15 protein-coding genes are annotated in these 16,173 nt (G+C 71.8%); 6 read left to right on the forward strand and 9 right to left on the reverse strand.

What is annotated here, in order from left to right; genetic code table 11:
- The 4 genes from AC08OU_RS13135 to AC08OU_RS13150 all read right to left on the reverse strand — a co-directional run.
- On the reverse strand, nt 1-129 hold a 129-nt coding region (locus AC08OU_RS13135; RefSeq protein WP_476605005.1), incomplete at its 3' end, for a helix-turn-helix domain-containing protein.
- An 83-nt stretch (nt 130-212) separates the two neighbouring features.
- Complete coding sequence (locus AC08OU_RS13140) at nt 213-563, reverse strand: ArsR/SmtB family transcription factor (protein WP_476604991.1); 351 nt, start codon at nt 561-563, stop codon at nt 213-215.
- Nucleotides 560-1,024, reverse strand: coding sequence for an SRPBCC family protein (locus AC08OU_RS13145; protein WP_476604992.1), 465 nt, complete (start codon nt 1,022-1,024; stop codon nt 560-562). Before AC08OU_RS13145 ends, AC08OU_RS13140 begins: the two co-directional genes overlap by 4 nt.
- Before the next feature lie 171 nt (nt 1,025-1,195).
- Entirely contained in the window at nt 1,196-1,798 is a 603-nt protein-coding gene (locus tag AC08OU_RS13150) for a TetR/AcrR family transcriptional regulator (RefSeq protein ID WP_476604993.1), read from the reverse strand.
- A gap of 163 nt (nt 1,799-1,961) precedes the next feature.
- Between AC08OU_RS13150 and AC08OU_RS13155 the strand changes: the two genes are divergently transcribed.
- The gene (locus AC08OU_RS13155; protein ID WP_476604994.1) at nt 1,962-2,702 is read left to right on the forward strand and encodes a class I SAM-dependent methyltransferase; all 741 of its coding nucleotides are present in this window, start codon (nt 1,962-1,964) and stop codon (nt 2,700-2,702) included.
- 99 nt (nt 2,703-2,801) lie between these two features.
- Here the strand turns inward: AC08OU_RS13155 and AC08OU_RS13160 are convergent, their stop codons facing one another.
- Nucleotides 2,802-3,221 (reverse strand): DoxX family protein, encoded by a 420-nt coding sequence (locus tag AC08OU_RS13160; protein WP_476604995.1) that lies wholly within the window; start codon nt 3,219-3,221, stop codon nt 2,802-2,804.
- A 132-nt stretch (nt 3,222-3,353) separates the two neighbouring features.
- A complete protein-coding gene (gene ppk2 / locus AC08OU_RS13165; protein WP_476604996.1) occupies nt 3,354-4,202 on the reverse strand; it encodes a polyphosphate kinase 2 in 849 nt (282 codons plus the stop codon).
- 150 nt (nt 4,203-4,352) lie between these two features.
- Here ppk2 and AC08OU_RS13170 point away from each other — a divergent pair, with 150 nt between their 5' ends.
- From AC08OU_RS13170 to AC08OU_RS13180, 3 genes are all read left to right on the forward strand, one after another.
- Nucleotides 4,353-4,718, forward strand: a complete 366-nt coding sequence (locus tag AC08OU_RS13170) for a ribbon-helix-helix domain-containing protein (protein WP_476604997.1) — start codon at nt 4,353-4,355, stop codon at nt 4,716-4,718.
- A gap of 228 nt (nt 4,719-4,946) precedes the next feature.
- A complete protein-coding gene (locus AC08OU_RS13175) occupies nt 4,947-6,650 on the forward strand; it encodes a vWA domain-containing protein (protein WP_476604998.1) in 1,704 nt (567 codons plus the stop codon).
- Nucleotides 6,651-6,813: 163 nt separating this feature from the next.
- Nucleotides 6,814-8,511, forward strand: coding sequence for a substrate-binding domain-containing protein (locus AC08OU_RS13180; RefSeq protein ID WP_476604999.1), 1,698 nt, complete (start codon nt 6,814-6,816; stop codon nt 8,509-8,511).
- Between the two features lie 106 nt (nt 8,512-8,617).
- Here the strand turns inward: AC08OU_RS13180 and AC08OU_RS13185 are convergent, their stop codons facing one another.
- The gene (locus AC08OU_RS13185) at nt 8,618-12,022 is read right to left on the reverse strand and encodes a pyruvate carboxylase (RefSeq protein WP_476605000.1); all 3,405 of its coding nucleotides are present in this window, start codon (nt 12,020-12,022) and stop codon (nt 8,618-8,620) included.
- Nucleotides 12,023-12,334: 312 nt separating this feature from the next.
- Complete coding sequence (locus tag AC08OU_RS13190; protein WP_476605001.1) at nt 12,335-12,994, reverse strand: PilZ domain-containing protein; 660 nt, start codon at nt 12,992-12,994, stop codon at nt 12,335-12,337.
- Between the two features lie 196 nt (nt 12,995-13,190).
- Here AC08OU_RS13190 and AC08OU_RS13195 point away from each other — a divergent pair, with 196 nt between their 5' ends.
- A complete protein-coding gene (locus AC08OU_RS13195; protein ID WP_476605002.1) occupies nt 13,191-14,324 on the forward strand; it encodes a mannosyltransferase family protein in 1,134 nt (377 codons plus the stop codon).
- A gap of 55 nt (nt 14,325-14,379) precedes the next feature.
- A complete protein-coding gene (locus AC08OU_RS13200; protein WP_476605003.1) occupies nt 14,380-15,690 on the forward strand; it encodes a glycosyltransferase 87 family protein in 1,311 nt (436 codons plus the stop codon).
- On the opposite strand, the gene AC08OU_RS13205 is transcribed toward AC08OU_RS13200, so the two are convergent.
- Nucleotides 15,591-16,173: hypothetical protein (locus AC08OU_RS13205; RefSeq protein ID WP_476605004.1), on the reverse strand; the 583-nt coding region annotated here is incomplete at its 5' end. The two genes, AC08OU_RS13200 and AC08OU_RS13205, sit on opposite strands and share 100 nt — an antisense overlap.

Below are 16,173 nucleotides of genomic sequence, written 5' to 3' on the forward strand. Positions count from 1 at the left end.
CCCGCACACCGCCAGCACCCGACCAGCGACCCGCCCCGCCCGCCGCAGCCAGTCCCGCACCGTCGAGGCCGGCCGCCCCACCACCTCGGCCACCTTCCGATGCCCCAACCCGCCGGCCGCGGCCAGCAACCCGGCCCCCGATCACCTCCACCGCATCGGCGCGACGCATCGGCTCTCCTTGATCTCGCCTGTTGTTGTGGTCTGTCTCCCTGTCAGTCCTGCTGGGCGCGCTGGATCGCCTCGGCGACCCGCTTGATCCGCTGCAGCCGGGCGTCCCACGCCGACCCGACCGACGTCAGCTGGGCCACCGCGCGGGCGAGTTGGGCGTCGTCCACCCGGTACCGCTTCTCCCGGCCCGCCGGTGTCCCCCGGACCAGCCCGACCCGATCGAGGACGCCGAGGTGCTTGGCCACGGCCTGACGGGTGACCGGCAGTTGCCGGCTCAACGTGGTCGCCGTGCCGTCGCCCTCGGTGAGCAGCAGGTCGAGCATCCGGCGCCGGGTCGGGTCGCCGATGGCGGACCAGAGGTCGTCGTCGACGACGTCGGCCAGCGCGGTGCTCATTGCTGCCGCACCTTCAGCGTCGCGACGTACGGCGCCAGCCTTGGCAGGAAGTAGTCCCAGCCGGTGACGTGCTCCTGGTACTGCCGCTCCAGGACCGCGATCTCCCAGCCCATCTCGCGGAAGCCGGTCTCGGTCATCCTGAGCAACGTCCCAGCTCCCGACGGGGTCAGGTCGAAGGTGACCAGGAAGGAGTTGCCCTCCCCCGCGATCTCGCCGGCCGCGTGCGCCCACCGGAACGAGAACGTCCGGGGCGGTCGCACGTCGACGACCGTGAACGGCACCAGCTTCCCGCCGTCGTCGGGATTGCCGAAGACGAGCTCCCCGGCCGAACCGGAGGCCGGGTCGTACCGGGCGTCGTCAGGCCACCACTCCTTGAGGTGGTCCGGACTGCTCACGACCTCGAAGGCGATCTCGGGCGACGCCTCGACGTAGATCTCCCGCTCGATGGCCCCGAACTCCATAACACCCTCCCGCAACGTTTGGTTGCGAAAGATACTATACGGAGACCCGGCATCATGCAACCATTAGTTGCGCGGCGGCATCTCCTGCCGCGCCGACCGATACGTCAGAACGGCTATCCCCCGACGGCTGCGATCCCTGCCACCCCACTCTCCGCCACCCCGATGGGAGACCTACGGCTGTTCCGCACGCACGACGCCGGCGATCACCGTGGTCACCATCGTGCGAACAGCCGCCGACTCCACCGGCACGCCGTCCCGACCGGCGAACAGCATGTGTCCCGTCCCGATGAGGATTGCCGCGAGAGTGTCGACGTCGGCATCCACCGCGACGCGGCCCAGGTCCCGCTCCGCGGTCAGGTAAGCGGCGATGATGATCGCGGCCTCGGTCAGGACGGGAATGCCGGCCGGCAGGGTCCGGCGCAGCCGGGCACGCAGCTCGTCCCGGGCGCTGATCAGGCCGACCATCGACAGAGCGACCGAATCGAAGACGCCGGTCAGCGCGCTGGTGAGGTTGTCGACGACGTTCCCGCTCCCGGTGACCGCCCGCAGGGCCTGCGTGCGGTCGTCCATCCGCGCGATGCGGTCCAGGACGAACTCCGCGAGGAAGGCGTCGAAGTCGGCGAAGTGCCGGTGCAGGACGCCCTTCGCACAACCCGCCTCCGTGGTGACCGCCCGGCTGGTCAGCGCGTTCGGGCCGTCCCGGAGCAGGACGCGCTGGGCGGCGTCGAACAGTTGCTCCCGCGCGTCACGGAGGGCCACGCCCGTCGGCGCCATGCGTCTCCTCCCTGGCGGACCCGCCAAGACCCGTCACCGGCCTTCCGGTGACGAGTGGGCATCTGCCCACTATAGTGGGCGCATGCCCACTCTACCGCCGGGCGGATCACCTCCTCCCCCACCGGCACCCCATCACCTCCGGAAAGCGGCCGAGTCGTTCGGGGTGGACGCCGAACGATACGACCGCGCCCGCCCCCGCTATCCCGACGCCATGGTGGAGCGCATCGTCGCCGCCAGTCCCGGACCCGGCGTCCTCGACGTGGGCTGCGGCACCGGCATCGCGGCGCGGCAGTTCCAGGCCGCCGGCTGCACCGTGCTCGGGGTCGAGCCCGACGCGCGCATGGCCGAGTTCGCGCGGCAGCGCGGGCTGGAGGTCGAGGTCGCGACGTTCGAGGCGTGGGATCCGGCCGGCCGGACGTTCGACGCGGTCATCGCCGGGACGGCCTGGCACTGGATCGACCCGGTCGCCGGCGCTGCCATGGCGGCGCAGGCCTTGCGGCCGGGCGGTCGGCTGGCGGCATTCTGGCACGTCTTCGAAGTGCCACCCGACGTGGCGGAGGCCCTGTCGGCGGTCTATCAGCGGGTCGTGCCCGACTCGCCCTTCAACATGCAGACGGCGACCAAGGCGATGGACGGCTACCAGGTCTTGTCAACCAAGGCGTCGGACGGCATGCGCGAGGCGGGCGCGTTCGGCGAGCCCGAGCAGTGGAGATTCGACTGGGCGCTGACCTACACCCCGGGCGAGTGGCTGGACCTGCTGCCGACCTCCGGCGGCCTCACCTGGCTCCCTGCGGACAAGCTGGCCGAGGTACTGCGGGAGGTCGGAGCCGCCATCGATGCAATGGGCCGCGGCAGCATCACGATGCCCTACGTCACGATGGCGGTCACTGCGGCACGAAGCTGAACGAGTCAGCCTGGACGAGCAGCAGTGCCCGCTGCGCGCGGCGATCGACGCCTACCTGCCCGAGCCGGGACCGTCTCCGGGGCAGCGCGGAGGCGCGTCCTATCCCTTGCGTCCCTTGCGCCCGCGACGACGGCGGCGCCCCTGGAGCGCGGCCCAGACCAGCGGCGCCTGCAATGGCAGCCGACCCCAAGCGACGAACGGGTTGTCCGCCAGCCCCGGCATCCGGCCACTGCCGGAGTCCAGCGCCATCTGGACGTTCGCCGGGAAGACCGCCGTCAGCAGGACCGCGCTCGCCGTCCCCGCCCACGCCTTCCGGCGCACCAACCCGGCGGCGCAGACGAGTTCCATCGCGCCGCTCGCATACACGAGCGCCCGCTGGGCCGGCAGTTGCCGGGGCATGACGGCGAGGAACGGCTCAGGTGTCGCGAAGTGCAGGACGCCGGAGACGGCGAACATCCCCGCCAGCACCGTCGGCGCCGTCGATCGCAGGGGGGAAGAGTCAACCTGGGTGTCAGCCATACTGAACCTTATCGACGCAGGTCGGGAGGTTCGCCCACGTTCTGGGCGTGCCTAAACGATTCCGCGCCCCCGAATCACAGCCATTGCGTGGGCAAACCTTGGCGGCGGCGCCCCATGTGGGCCGCGGCGGATCTAGGCGCGGTCGGACAGGGTCGAGGCATGATCGGGAACATAGCGCTGCAACTCGCGGTGGGTGCGCTCGTACCCGGTTGACGCCGGTCTCGGCGGGATGTCGAGCACGGGTGGGTCGACGTGCCGGTACGGCACGGTGGACAGCAAATGCGCGATCATGTTCAGCCGGGCGCGGCGCTTGTCGTCGCTCTCCACCACGTGCCACGGGGACTCCGGAACGTCGGTGTGGACGAACATTTCGTCCTTCGCCCGGCTGTACGCCTCCCACCGTGTGATGGAGTCCAGGTCCATCGGGGACAGCTTCCAGCGCCGGAGCGGGTCATCGCGCCGCGACTCGAACCGCTGGAGTTGCTCGGTGTCGGACACCGAGAACCAGTACTTGCGAAGGAGGATCCCGTCCTCCACGAGCAACCGTTCGAAGATCGGGCACTGGCGCAGGAACCGCTGGTGCTCCTGGGGACTGCAAAAGCCCATCACCCGCTCGACGCCGGCCCGGTTGTACCAGGAGCGGTCGAAGAGCACGATCTCGCCGGCCGCGGGCAGGTGCTCCACGTAGCGCTGGAAGTACCACTGCGTCCGCTGCCGCTCGGAGGGGGCGGGCAGGGCAGCGATCCGGGTCACCCGCGGATTGAGATACTGCGCGATCCGCTGGATCGTGCCACCCTTCCCGGCGGCGTCGCGGCCCTCGAAGACGACGACGAGCCGGACCCCCTCGCGGCGGATCCACTCCTGCATCGCCACCAGCTCCCCCTGCAGCCGCAGGAGCTCATGCTCGTAGAGCTTCTTGGGCACCGGCGCGATCGCCGCCGGCTCCGAGGCACTGCCGGTGGACCGGTTCTTCGTGGCCATCCGTCCAGTCTCTGCCGAGGCGGTCCAGGCGTCCACGATCACCGGCCTCCCCTCCGGCGACGAAGCGCCCACGGAGGCCGCCGAATTGGCCCCCTGGCGTGGAGACGCTGCGCGGGCGACACTGGAGCGATATCGAAGGGCGGTATCGCGATGTCGGATCGTGTGATCGAGCTGCTGATCAAGGCGGTACGGGGGCTCAGCAAGGAAGATCAGGACGAGGTGCTCGGCGCGATGCTGGCGGGCCGGCTCGTGCCGGGTGGCCAGACCACCGCCGCGGCTTCCGCGGCGTTCCAGCCCCCGGGGACCGCCGGCGTCTTCATGTTCCCGCCAGGGCTGTCCGAGGCGGAGCAGAAGGACGTCATGCAGGCGATGGACGTGAAGCTCAAGGTGCTTCCCGTCCGCCTCCCCGAGGAGGACTACGAGCGGCTGCGGGCGTTCGCCCAGGAGAACGGCTTCAGCATGGCCATCGTCGTGCGCACGCTGGTGGAGCGGTTCCTCAGTCAGCGCGGGGCCTAGGCTCTCGAGCCTCCGCCGGGCTGCCGCCCAGGCGAGAGCTCCCGGACCACGCCGACGCCGTGGCCCCTTCCCCTCGCCTAGCCCGACGTGGCCGATCCGGGCAACGCCAAACTGCTGCATCACCATGCGCTGCTGTGACAACGTGGCGCTCTTCACTAGGCTGGTTACGCTACGGGGTGGTAGTAGCCAATCTGTTGCACAGCGTAACTTTGGGTGAGGTGATGACCGATGGGTCGGCACGGTCCGCGGCTGGAGGCGGGTGTCACGCCCGTCACGCCGGCCGCCCTGCCCCTGCCGGCCCGACTGGCGCTGCTCGCGGCGGGGTGCGTCGTCCTGCTGGGCGCCTTCGTCCTCGTCGCGCCACCCGAGGCGATGGGGCGTCTGCCGTGGGCCGCGGAGGGCACCTGCCCCGCCGAGACCGTCGAGGTCCTCGTCGAGCCCGAGTTGCGAGGCACGGTGACGGAGTCGCTCGCCGCCGTTGAGGGGAAGCGGGTCACCGGGGGGCGCTGCGTGGCGGTGAAGGTCACCGCGCAGGAGGCCGTCGAGACGGTCGCCACCGCCGAGGGCCTGCCGCCCAGCCGCATCCCGCAGATCTGGGTGCCGGACTCGCCGACGTGGGTCGAGCGGATGCCGTCGTGGAAGACCCGCCCGTCCAGGAGCTTCGCCTCGTCCGCCGTCGTGCTGGCGACCAGCCGTGCCGCCGCCGTGAGCCTCGGCCTCAGCACCGGGAACCCCACCTGGCGGGAGGCTCTGCAGGGCAGGCGGTCGGTCGCGGTGCCCGACATCCAGTCCCAGGCGGAAAGCCTGTCCGCGATGATCGCCCTCTGGCAGACCCTGGGCAAGGGGGCGGCCGCGGACCAGGCCGTCGTCAACATCGTGCTCGCGGCCGACCGTGGTGAGGTGCCCAGCGCGCAGGAGGCGCTGACCCTCGCCCGGTCCGGATCGGTGAACGCCCCGATCGTGCCCACCACCGAGCAGGCCGTCGCCGCGATGAACGAGGCCTCCCCGGAACCGGACCTGGCGGCCATCTACCCCCGGGAGGGGTCGCCGCTGCTGACCTACCCGGTCACCCGGGTGACGACCGGCGCGGAGTCGCCGTCGCGGGCGGCCGCCGTCCAGCGCGTCCTGGACCGGCTGGGATCGGCCGACACGGAGACGATCGCGCGGCGGAACGGCTTCCGCGGCCCCGACGCGAGCCCGGCCGTCGGCAAGGGCATCGCGACCCGTCAGGTCACCCTTCTCCCCCCGCCCGGCGCGGGCGAGGTCCAGGGGATGCTGGACCGCCTGGACAAGCTGTCCCAGCCCTCGCGCGTCCTCGCCCTCCTCGACGTCTCGCTCTCGATGACGAACAAGCTCGATGACGGCCTGCGCCGGATCGACGTCGGTGCCAACGCCGCACGGGTCGGGGCCAACGTCCTGCCGGACAGCTCGTCGGTGGGTGCCTGGATCTTCGCCCACAAGCTCAAGGGCGCGCAGGACTGGCGCGAGGTGGCCGCGATCCGCCCGCTGGGGTCGGTCGCGTCGGGCGGGGCGACGTACCGGGGTGAACTGTCCCGGCTGACCACGAATCCGGACCGCTACCTGGCGGGTGGCGGCACCGCACTCTACGAGGTCGTCCTCGCGGGCATGCGGTACATGCACCAGACCTACGACGAGCGCGCGGACAACGTGATCCTCGTCATCACCGACGGCGCGAACGAGGATCCCGGCAGCCCCACGCTGCAGCAGACGCTGGCCCAGATCCGACAGCTCAACTCGGGCTCGAACAAGGTCCACGTGTACTTCGGCGGACTGGGCCGCGACGCCGACTACAAGGCGATCGCCCAGTTGGCCTCGGCGGCAGGCGGCGAGTGGTACCGGATCGACACCGCCCTCCAGGGCCAATCCTCGCTGCTGGACGGCCTGCGCCGCGCCCGGGGGCTCTCGAAATGAGAGAAGCGTGTTCGTCACGTTGAGTGACTAACTATCGATTCTCGAGTGCGCACGCGTCTAATTCGGCTACACCTGAGTTAACCTTCTTCGCGACGCGCTGCTCTAGGACCCCGGCTGGCCTCACTCAGCGCAACCATCACAGCCCGGGAGGGGGTGCCACGCAATGGGGCGTCACACGTCCTTGGACGGTCGTCTCAGCCTGGGGTCCCGCGGCCTCGGTACGCCTGCGAGGCTCGGTCTCGTCGCTGTCGGCGTCGTGGTCGTGATCGGTGCGGCGGTGCTGCTCGGGCCGCGTGAGGCCCTGGCCCGGCTCCCCTGGGCCGCCGAGCCGCCGTGCCCCGCCGAGCGGGTGGACGTGCTGGTCGAGCCGGAGATGAAGTCCGTCGTCACGGAGATCCTCGATCCGGTCAACGGCACGAAGGTCCCCGGCGACCGTTGCACTGCCGTCACCGTGCGGTCCCAGGAGGGCGTCGAGACCGTCGCCAGCTCCACGATCCTGCCGCCCGACCGGGCACCGCAGATCTGGATCCCCGACTCGGAGGTCTGGGTCGAGCAGGTCACCCGCTGGCGGATGCAGCAGGTCGCTCCGCTCGCGCTCTCCCCCGTCGTGGTGGCCACGAGCCGGACGGCGGCCGACCGGCTGGGCTGGATCAAGCAGCCACCGACCTGGAACCAGGTGCTCCGGGGGTCGAGACCGATGGCCGTGCCGGACATCGAGTCCGAAGCCGACAGCCTGGCCGCTCTGATCGCCCTGTGGCAGACGCTCGGCAAGGGGGCCACCGCGGACCAGGCGGTCGTGAACGTCGTCCTCTCCGCGGACCGCGGAGAGATTCCGTCGCCGCAGGCTGCCTTCGCCATCGCCCGCTCCGGCACCGCCAACTCGCCGGTGATCCCCGCGTCCGAACAGGCCGTCGCGTCGACCAACCTGCAGAGCGGCAACTCGAACGTGGTCGCGGTCTACCCCCGGGAGGGGTCGCCGGTCCTCGACTACCCGGTGATGAAGGTCGACACCGGCAACACGACGCCGGCGCACGAGGCCGCCGTGCAGCAGGTGGTGGACAGGCTGGCGTCCCCGGACGCCCGCGCGATCGTCCGCAAGGCCGGCTTCCGGGACCCGTCCGGGCAGGGCGGTGCGGGACCGGGCGTCGAGAGCGGCGCCATGCGGACGCTCGCGCCGCCGGCGAAGTCCGAGGTCGAAGGCATGGTGACCCGGATCGAGAACCTTGCCCGTCCGTCGCGGCTGCTCGCCGTCATCGACGTGTCCCTGTCCATGCGGGCCAAGCTGGACGACGGCACGAGCCGCATCGCCCTCGCCGGTGCTGCCGCGCGGCTGGGAGCTCAACTGCTGCCTGATCGATCATCGGTGGGTGCGTGGGTCTTCGCCTCGCGGATGAAGGGCGACCAGGACTGGCGCGAGATGGCTCCGATCGGGCGGCTGGGGGCGCTGGCCAAGTCGGGACAGACCTATCGCGCGTACCTGATGTCCCTGGCCACGAAAGTGGACCAGTATCTGAGCGGCGGCGGAACGTCCCTGTACGACGTCACGATCGCGGCCATGCGGGAGATGCATCGCACGTACGACCTCAAGTCGGTCAACGCGATCATCCTGCTCAGTGACGGCGCGAACGAGGATACGAACGGCGCGAACCTGGACGAGGTACTGAACGAGATCCGCCGCCTCAACGCGGGCAAGCAGAAGGTCGCCATCTACACCGCCGGGCTCGGGCCGGACGCCGACTACGACGCGCTGCGCAAGATCGCCGACACCAGCGGCGGGTACTCCTACCGCATCGACACCGCCGGGGAAGGGCAGACGGCGCTCCTCGACGGGCTCCGCCGCAGCCGCCAACTGGGCGGCTGACCCCTTCGGCGGTGATCAAGTAATTCCCGTGGATCAAGTAATTCCCGTGGATCAAGTAATTCCCGTGGGTCCGGAAGATCCACGGGAATTACTTGATCCACGGGAATTACTTGATCACCGCCGAAGAGAGGACCAGCAGGAGGTCGCCGCCCTCTACTTGCTGGACGCCGCCGACGGCGACGCGCTGGACCACGCCCGCGACGGGGGCCGTGATCGACGCCTCCATCTTCATCGCCTCGATCGTCGCGACGGTCTGGCCCGCCGCGACCTCGTCCCCCTCGGCCGCTACCAGCGTGACGACGCCGGCGAACGGCGCGGCCACGTGCCCGGGCTGCTTGGCGTCTGCCTTCTCCGCCGCGAGGACCCTGACCTGCACGGCTCGGTCCCGGACCTGGACCGGCCGCAACTGCCCGTTCATGGTGCACATCACGGTGCGCATCCCGCGCTCGTCCGCCTCGCCGATCGCCTCGATCTCCACGAGCAGCCGCACGCCGCGGTCCAGCCGGATCACGTGCTCCTCACCTGGCTGGAGCCCGTACAGGTAGTCGCGCGTGTCCAGCAGGGACACGTCGCCGTACCGTTCCCGCACCCCGGCGAACTCGCGCGCCGGACCCGGGAAGAGCAGCCGGTTCAGTGTGCCGCGCCGGTCCTTCGCCAGCCCGGCATGATCGTCCTCGGCGAGGTCGACGACGCCTGCGCGCACCGTCCGGTCCGCGAGCGCCCGGGTACGGAACGGCTCCGGCCAGCCACCCGGCGGCTCGCCCAGTTCCCCGGCGAGGAAGCCGATCACCGAGTCGGGGACGTCGAACCGCTCCGGGTGCTCGGCGAACTCGGCCGGGTCGGCGTCCACGGCCACCAGGTGCAGGGCGAGGTCGCCGACCACCTTCGACGACGGCGTCACCTTCACCAGGCGGCCGAGGATCCGGTCGGCAGCGGCGTACATCGCCTCGATCTGCTCGAACTTCTCCCCCAGCCCCAGCGCGATGGCCTGCTGGCGCAGGTTGGACAGCTGGCCGCCGGGGATCTCGTGGTCGTAGACCCGGCCCGTGGGCGAGCTGAGCCCCGACTCGAACGGCGAGTACAGCCGCCGGACGGCCTCCCAGTAGGGCTCCAGGTCCATGACCGCGCGCAGGTCCAGTCCGGGGTCGCGGTCCGTGTGCACGAGGGCGGCCACGAGGGCAGACAGCGGGGGCTGGCTCGTCGTCCCGGCCATGGACGCGGAGGCCGCGTCGACGGCGTCCACCCCCGCGGCGATCGCGGCCATCAGCGTCGCGAGCTGGCCGCCCGCCGTGTCGTGCGTGTGCAGGTGCACCGGCAGGTCGAACCGCTCCCGCAGGGCGGTGACCAGCCGCGCGGCGGCGTGCGGCCGCAGCAGGCCGGCCATGTCCTTGATGGCCAGCACGTGCGCGCCCGCCTCGGCGATCCGCTCGGCGAGGCGCAGGTAGTAGTCCAGCGTGTAGAGCCGCTCGGCCGGGTCGAGGAGGTCGGCGGTGTAGCAGAGCGCGACCTCGGCGACCGCGGTCCCGGTGGCGCGGACGGCGTCGATCGCGGGGCGCATCTGGCCGACGTCGTTGAGCGCATCGAAGATCCGGAAGATGTCGATGCCGGTGGCGGCGGCCTCCTCGACGAACGCGTCGGTGACCGCCGTCGGGTAGGGCGTGTACCCGACCGTGTTCCGGCCGCGCAGCAGCATCTGCAGGCACAGGTTCGGCATCGCCTCGCGCAGCTTCGCGAGCCGGTCCCACGGGTCCTCGCCGAGGAAGCGCAGCGCGACGTCGTACGTCGCGCCGCCCCAGCACTCGACGCTCAGCAGCTGCGGCGTCGTCCGGGCGACGTACGGCGCGACCGCGACCAGGTCGCTGGTCCGCACCCGGGTGGCGAGCAGCGACTGGTGCGCGTCACGGAAGGTCGTGTCGGTGACCGCGACCTCCGGCAGCTCACGCAGCGCAGCGGAGAACCCCGCCGGGCCGAGCTCCAGCAGGCGCTGGCGCCAGCCTGCCGGTGCGGGATCGCGCAGGTCCGCGGCGGGCAGCTTCTCGGCGGGCGACACCTTCACCGGCGCGACGCCGTGCGGCGAGTTGACCGTGACGTCGGCCAGCCACGAGAGCAGCTTGCTGCCGCGGTCGGCGCTGGGCCGGGCGATCAGCACGTTCGGGCGCTCGTCGATGAACGAGGTCGGCACGCCGCCGGCGACGAAGTCCGGCTCGGCGAGCACAGCCTGCAGGAATGCGATGTTCGTGCTGACGCCGCGGACGCGGAACTCGGCGAGGGCGCGCCGCGCCCGCCGGACGGCGGTGGCGAAGTCCGGTCCCCGGCAGATCAGCTTCACCAGCATGGAGTCGAAGTGCGGGCTGATCGACGCGCCGGCGTGGACCGTTCCGCCGTCCAGCCGCACGCCGGCCCCACCCGGGGAGCGGTACGTCGTGATCATGCCGGTGTCGGGGCGGAAGCCGTTGGACGGGTCCTCGGTCGTCACCCGGCACTGCATCGCCACGCCGTGGGTCTGGATCGTCTCCTGGCTCAGGCCGATGTCCGAGAGCGTTTCGCCGGAGGCGATCCGCAGCTGGGCCTGGACCAGGTCGACGTCGGTCACCTCCTCGGTGACCGTGTGCTCCACCTGGATCCGCGGGTTCATCTCGATGAACACGTGGCGCCCGGCCGCCTCGCCGCTGGTGTCGACGAGGAACTCGACGGTGCCGGCGTTCACGTACCCGACGGCTCGGGCGAAGGCGACCGCGTCGGCGCAGAGCCGGTCACGCAGGTCCGGGTGGAGGGCCGGCGCGGGCGCGATCTCCACGACTTTCTGGTGGCGGCGCTGCACCGAGCAGTCGCGTTCGAACAGGTGCACGGTCTCGCCGGTCGCGTCGGCGAGTACCTGGACCTCGATGTGCCGTGGGCGCCGCACCGCCTGCTCCAGGAACACGGACGGGTCACCGAACGCCCCGCCCGCCTCGCGCATCGCGGTCTGGAGCGCCTCGTGCAGCGCGGCGGCGTGCGCGACCGGCCTCATGCCCCGCCCTCCCCCACCGGCCACCGCCTTGACGAACAGGGGGTATCCGATGTCGGGCGCGGCGCCGACGAGCTCGTCGACGTCCGACGACGGCGCCGACGAGCGGAGGACCGGGATGCCCGCCTGGCGGGCGGCCGCCACGGCCCGGACCTTGTGGCCGGCCAGGGACAGCACGCCCGGCGGCGGTCCCACGAACCGGATCCCGGCGGCCTCGCAGGCGAGGGCGAGCTGGGGGTTCTCGGAAAGGAACCCGTAACCCGGGTAGACGGCGTCCGCTCCGGCCTCGCGAGCGACCCGGATGATCTCGTCCGGGTCCAGGTACGCCCGCACGGGGTGGCCCCGCTCGCCGATCAGGTACGACTCGTCGGCCTTGATCCGGTGGACGGCGCCCCGGTCCTCGTAGGGAAAGACGGCGACCGTGCGGGCGCCGAGCTCGTACGCCGCCCGGAAGGCCCGGACGGCGATCTCCCCGCGGTTGGCGACCAGGATCTTGGCGAACACGGCGGCTCCTCGGAAGGCGAACGGAGGGAGGAGTGGACCCGGCGACGGCGGCGACCCTCGATCATCCTCCCCCGCGGCGGGCGGGCGCGCAGCGGGGCTCGCCGACGGCCGGCAATCAGAGGGCGGTGTGACGCCGGGCCCACCCCGTCCGCGGACTGAGTTGTGTGTGGACCCGTTTCTGGGGTCCACACACGACTGAGTCGCGCCTGGACCCCAACAACGGGTCCACACACGACTGAGTCGCGCTTGGACCCCAATACGGGGTCCACACACGACTCAGTCCGCGAATCGTCAGATCACTTCGGACGCACGCTAGTCGGCCTCGAGCGCCCTGCGCTCCTCGGCCAGCGCGGCGAGTTCCGCCCGGTGTCGCGCGAAAACCAGGCGGACCAGCCGCTCCCGGTCGCGAAGAGCGATGTCATGGAACCGTGCCCGCAGGAGCCGCCCGCGCTGTTCCACGACGAGGGCGATCGCCGCGGCCGGGTCGCCGTCGGGCAGGTCGAGCTCGACGTGGAGCCGGACGCCGACCGTCACCGCGGAGATGATGTCCAGTTGGGCCGCGACACCACCCGCCGAAGCGTTGATGGTCAGGCCCTCCAGATCGGCGGCCCGGGTGGTCCCCGGTGACGGCGGCCGAGCCTGGATCCGCCCGTCCGGCAGATAGGCGGCCCGGAGCGGTATGGACAACCCGCCGCGCAGGTCGCCACGTCGCTGCACGGGCACCGACTCGACCGGACCCGCCGGACGCAGGCCCAGGACGTTCCCCCGGCCGATGATCACGGCAGGGACGGTCAGGAGGCCCTCGTCGGTCGCAAGGTCGGCGGCTACCGTGTCCGGGCCCAGTGCCGTGACGTCGCCGATCACGGGAATGAACCAGCCGTCCTCGATCCGGACTGTTGCCAGGGCGCGCAGCACGCGCCTGCCCTCGGCGGTCCGCAGCCGCACGCGGGAGCCCGCTCGCACGACCGCCATCGACGCTCCCGTTCCCGACTCCTCGCGACGCCCGCGATCGTTACCGAGCGTAGGTTGGTGGTCCGCGTTCTGTGCCCACTGAGGGAGACGTTTCACCCGCTCGGAGGCCTGAACTCCGGGCACCGCAGGGGTGATCGATTGCCCGCCCGTATGGGTGGATATCGTCGGTCAACGTGAGGATCGCCGGGGATGCCGCGTGAGGGTGTCCGGGAACACGTCGCGGCTTCTGGGGGCCTACGCAGCCTCCCGCCTCCTCGTCTTCGCGGCCATGGGCGTGGTCGCGGCCCTGGAACTCCGCGGCGCACGCTGCGGCTACGCCGTCCCACGGCCGATCGAGGGGTTCGACGGCCTCGCCCGTTGCTGGGACGCGCGGTGGTTCCTCCGCACGGCGGCCGAGGGCTATCCCGCGACGCTGCCCGCCGAGGGGCAGCAGAGCACTCTCGCGTTCCTGCCCGGCTACCCGGCCCTGGTGGCCGCGGGATCCGGGGTCCGGCTTCCGCCGGTGGTCGCCGCGATCGCCGTCTCGGTCATCGCCGGGGCCGTCGCGATGCTGCTCGTCGCCGCCCTCGCCCGGGTGGTCACGGACGACGCCACGGCGGACCGGTCCGCGCTGTTGTTCTGCTTCTTCCCGGGTGCTGTCGTGCTGTCCTGGGCGTACTCGGAGGCGCTGGCGGCGGCCCTGGCCGGCGCGTGCCTGTTGCTCCTCGACCGGCGCCGGTGGATGCTCGCCGGGCTGGCCGCCGCGGTCGCAGGTGCCACCCGTGCCGACGTCGGCCTCGGCCTGTTCGCGGCCGCGGGGTGTGCCGCCGTCGTGGCAGTCCGCCGGGACCGGGACCGGCGCGCCCTGGCCGCGCCGGTGCTGGCCCCGCTCGGACTTGCGGGCTTCTGGGGGTATCTGGCCTGGCGGACGGGGTCTCCGACGGCGTGGATGACGGCACAGGCCCGCGGCTGGAACCAGCACATGGACTTCGGGACGCACGCCGTGCGGACCGTGTGGCGAGTCGTGAGCGACCCCGCCGGCTCCCCGACGCGCATCGTTCAGGCGGTCACGCTCCTCCTGCTGGTGGCGGGACTGGCGTGCCTGTTCCGGAGCCCGCGGCAGTTCCCGCTGCCCTGGCTGGCGTACACGGCCACGCTCGTCGTCGTGATGCTGGCGTCCAACCAGGTGGGATTCAGGCCCCGGGCGTTGGTCCCGCTGCTGCCGCTCGCCGTCGCCGTCGCCGTCCGGCTCCGGCCCGGCGCGGCGTCCTGGGTCATCGGGACGTTCGCGGTCGCTCAGGCCCTGCTAGTGATCATGTATCTCGGGATCCCGCTGATCTTTCCGCCCTGACCGGGCGGGGCGCTCGTCACCGCCGGCCTTCCCCGGAGCCCTCTAGGGTGTCGGCGTGACGACAGCCGCGCCCGCCGATACCCCCGCTCCGAAGTGGCTGTCGCGGTTCCTTCCCGCCGCCGGGGCCACACTCGCCGTCGTCATGCTCGCCACCCTCGCGACATTGCTGGCCGGCGCAGCGTTGAAGTCGTACTGCCTGACGTCGTGGGAGCCGGGCCAGCAGCCGAAGGGCTGCTACAACGACATCCAGACCCTCTGGTACCAGCGGGACATGGGCGAGCACGTCGCGCCCTACCAGGGCGACGTGAAGTCCACGTACCGCGACGGGCACCTGCTCAAGGTGGAGCTCGGCGCGGGCCAGATCGAGTACCCGGTGCTGACCGGCGTTTTCGCCTGGGTGACCGCTCTCCCGGTCAACGGCGCGGCCGCCTACCTCGTGGTCTCGGCGCTCGCGCTGTCGCCGTTCGCCTTCCTGACGTCCCTGGCGCTGCATCGATTGTCCGGCGGGCGGGCGCTCCTGTTCGCGCTGTCACCGCAACTGGCCGCCTACGCCTTCCTCAACTGGGACCTCCTGCCCGTGGCCGCGACGGTGGGCGCCGTCTGGGCGTGGCGGCGGGGGCGGCCGGGCTGGACGGCGGTCCTGCTCGCCCTCGGCGCCTGCGCGAAGCTGTGGCCCGGCTTCCTGCTGCTGCCACTCCTGATCCACCTGCTGCTGGCGAAGCGCCGTCGTGACGCCGTCCGCGTGCTCGTCGGGGCGGCCGCCACGGCCGCCGTCGTCAACCTGCCGTTCCTGCTCGCGAACCCCGAGGGCTGGGCCGCGCCGTACCGCATGCAGTCGGTGCGGCTCAACGACCTGACGACGAACTCGCTCTGGTACTGGATCATCCCGCCGACATCGTTCAGCGCCGTGAACACGTTGTCCGCGATCGCCGTCGTCGCGGGGTGGACCGCGATCCTGGTCGCCGGGTACCGCCGCCGATCGGAGCCGGATGGGTATCCGTGGATCGCGGTGGGCGCCGCGATGGTGAGCGGCTACGTCATCCTCGGCCGCGTCGACTCGCCGCAGTACGGCCTGTGGCTGCTCCCCTTCCTCGTGCTGCTGGCCGTCCCCGTCCGGTGGCTGGTCGCGTTCGCCGCGACCGATATCTTCCTGTGGCTGCAGTGGTCCTGGCTGTGGGGTGCCCCGGACTGGCTGCTGGTCACCGCGATGGCGGCGCGGGGGCTGACGCTGGCCGGCCTGACCGTCGTCCTCCTGCGGGCGCCGTCCTACACGGGCGGCGCCGTCAGCGATCGGCGTGCGGCCGGGAGCCCCTTCACGAGCAGCCACACGAGCACGCTGCCGGTGACGCAGGGCGCCACGAACTGACGCAGGTCCAGTAGCCCGGTGGTCAGCCAGGACGCCGAGTCCTCCACGCGGCCCGGCGTGTAGGCGAGCGCGAGCGCCGTCAGGCGGATCAGGAGCGCCTCGTCCAGGCCGCGGACGGCGGGGAGCAGGGCGAGCGGCGCCCACACCAGCGCGTCGTACCATGGCAGCACGTAGGCGCTCGCCGCGACGTAGGCCACGCCGAGGGCGAGCAGCGCGGTCGCACCCCCGGAGACCGCGTCGCCGGGGCGGCCCGCGACCCCGGCCTCCCGCAGGAGGCCTGCCATCGCGACGAGCACGACGACGGCCAGCACGGCCATGGCGATCGGGACGGCGTCGCGCACGTCATGGTAGCCGAGCGCGTCGACGGCGTTCACGAGGCCCCGCCAGGGCGTCGCGAGTGACACGTACTCGGACGCGCGGCGCACTTGGTCGTACACGTGCGGCCCGGCCCACAGGTGTGCGGGCACCAGCACGGCGCCGGCG

The organism is Frankia sp. CcMO1 (genome assembly GCF_977945845.1).

Coding starts and splice junctions, on each gene's coding strand:
- AC08OU_RS13145 (WP_476604992.1), bottom strand. CDS start 1,024: ATGGAGTTCGGGGCCATCGAGCGGGAGATCTACGTCGAGGCGTCGCCC.
- AC08OU_RS13150 (WP_476604993.1), bottom strand. CDS start 1,798: ATGGCGCCGACGGGCGTGGCCCTCCGTGACGCGCGGGAGCAACTGTTC.
- AC08OU_RS13140 (WP_476604991.1), bottom strand. CDS start 563: ATGAGCACCGCGCTGGCCGACGTCGTCGACGACGACCTCTGGTCCGCC.
- AC08OU_RS13160 (WP_476604995.1), bottom strand. CDS start 3,221: ATGGCTGACACCCAGGTTGACTCTTCCCCCCTGCGATCGACGGCGCCG.
- AC08OU_RS13170 (WP_476604997.1), top strand. CDS start 4,353: ATGTCGGATCGTGTGATCGAGCTGCTGATCAAGGCGGTACGGGGGCTC.
- ppk2 (WP_476604996.1), bottom strand. CDS start 4,202: ATGGCCACGAAGAACCGGTCCACCGGCAGTGCCTCGGAGCCGGCGGCG.
- AC08OU_RS13175 (WP_476604998.1), top strand. CDS start 4,947: ATGGGTCGGCACGGTCCGCGGCTGGAGGCGGGTGTCACGCCCGTCACG.
- AC08OU_RS13180 (WP_476604999.1), top strand. CDS start 6,814: ATGGGGCGTCACACGTCCTTGGACGGTCGTCTCAGCCTGGGGTCCCGC.
- AC08OU_RS13190 (WP_476605001.1), bottom strand. CDS start 12,994: ATGGCGGTCGTGCGAGCGGGCTCCCGCGTGCGGCTGCGGACCGCCGAG.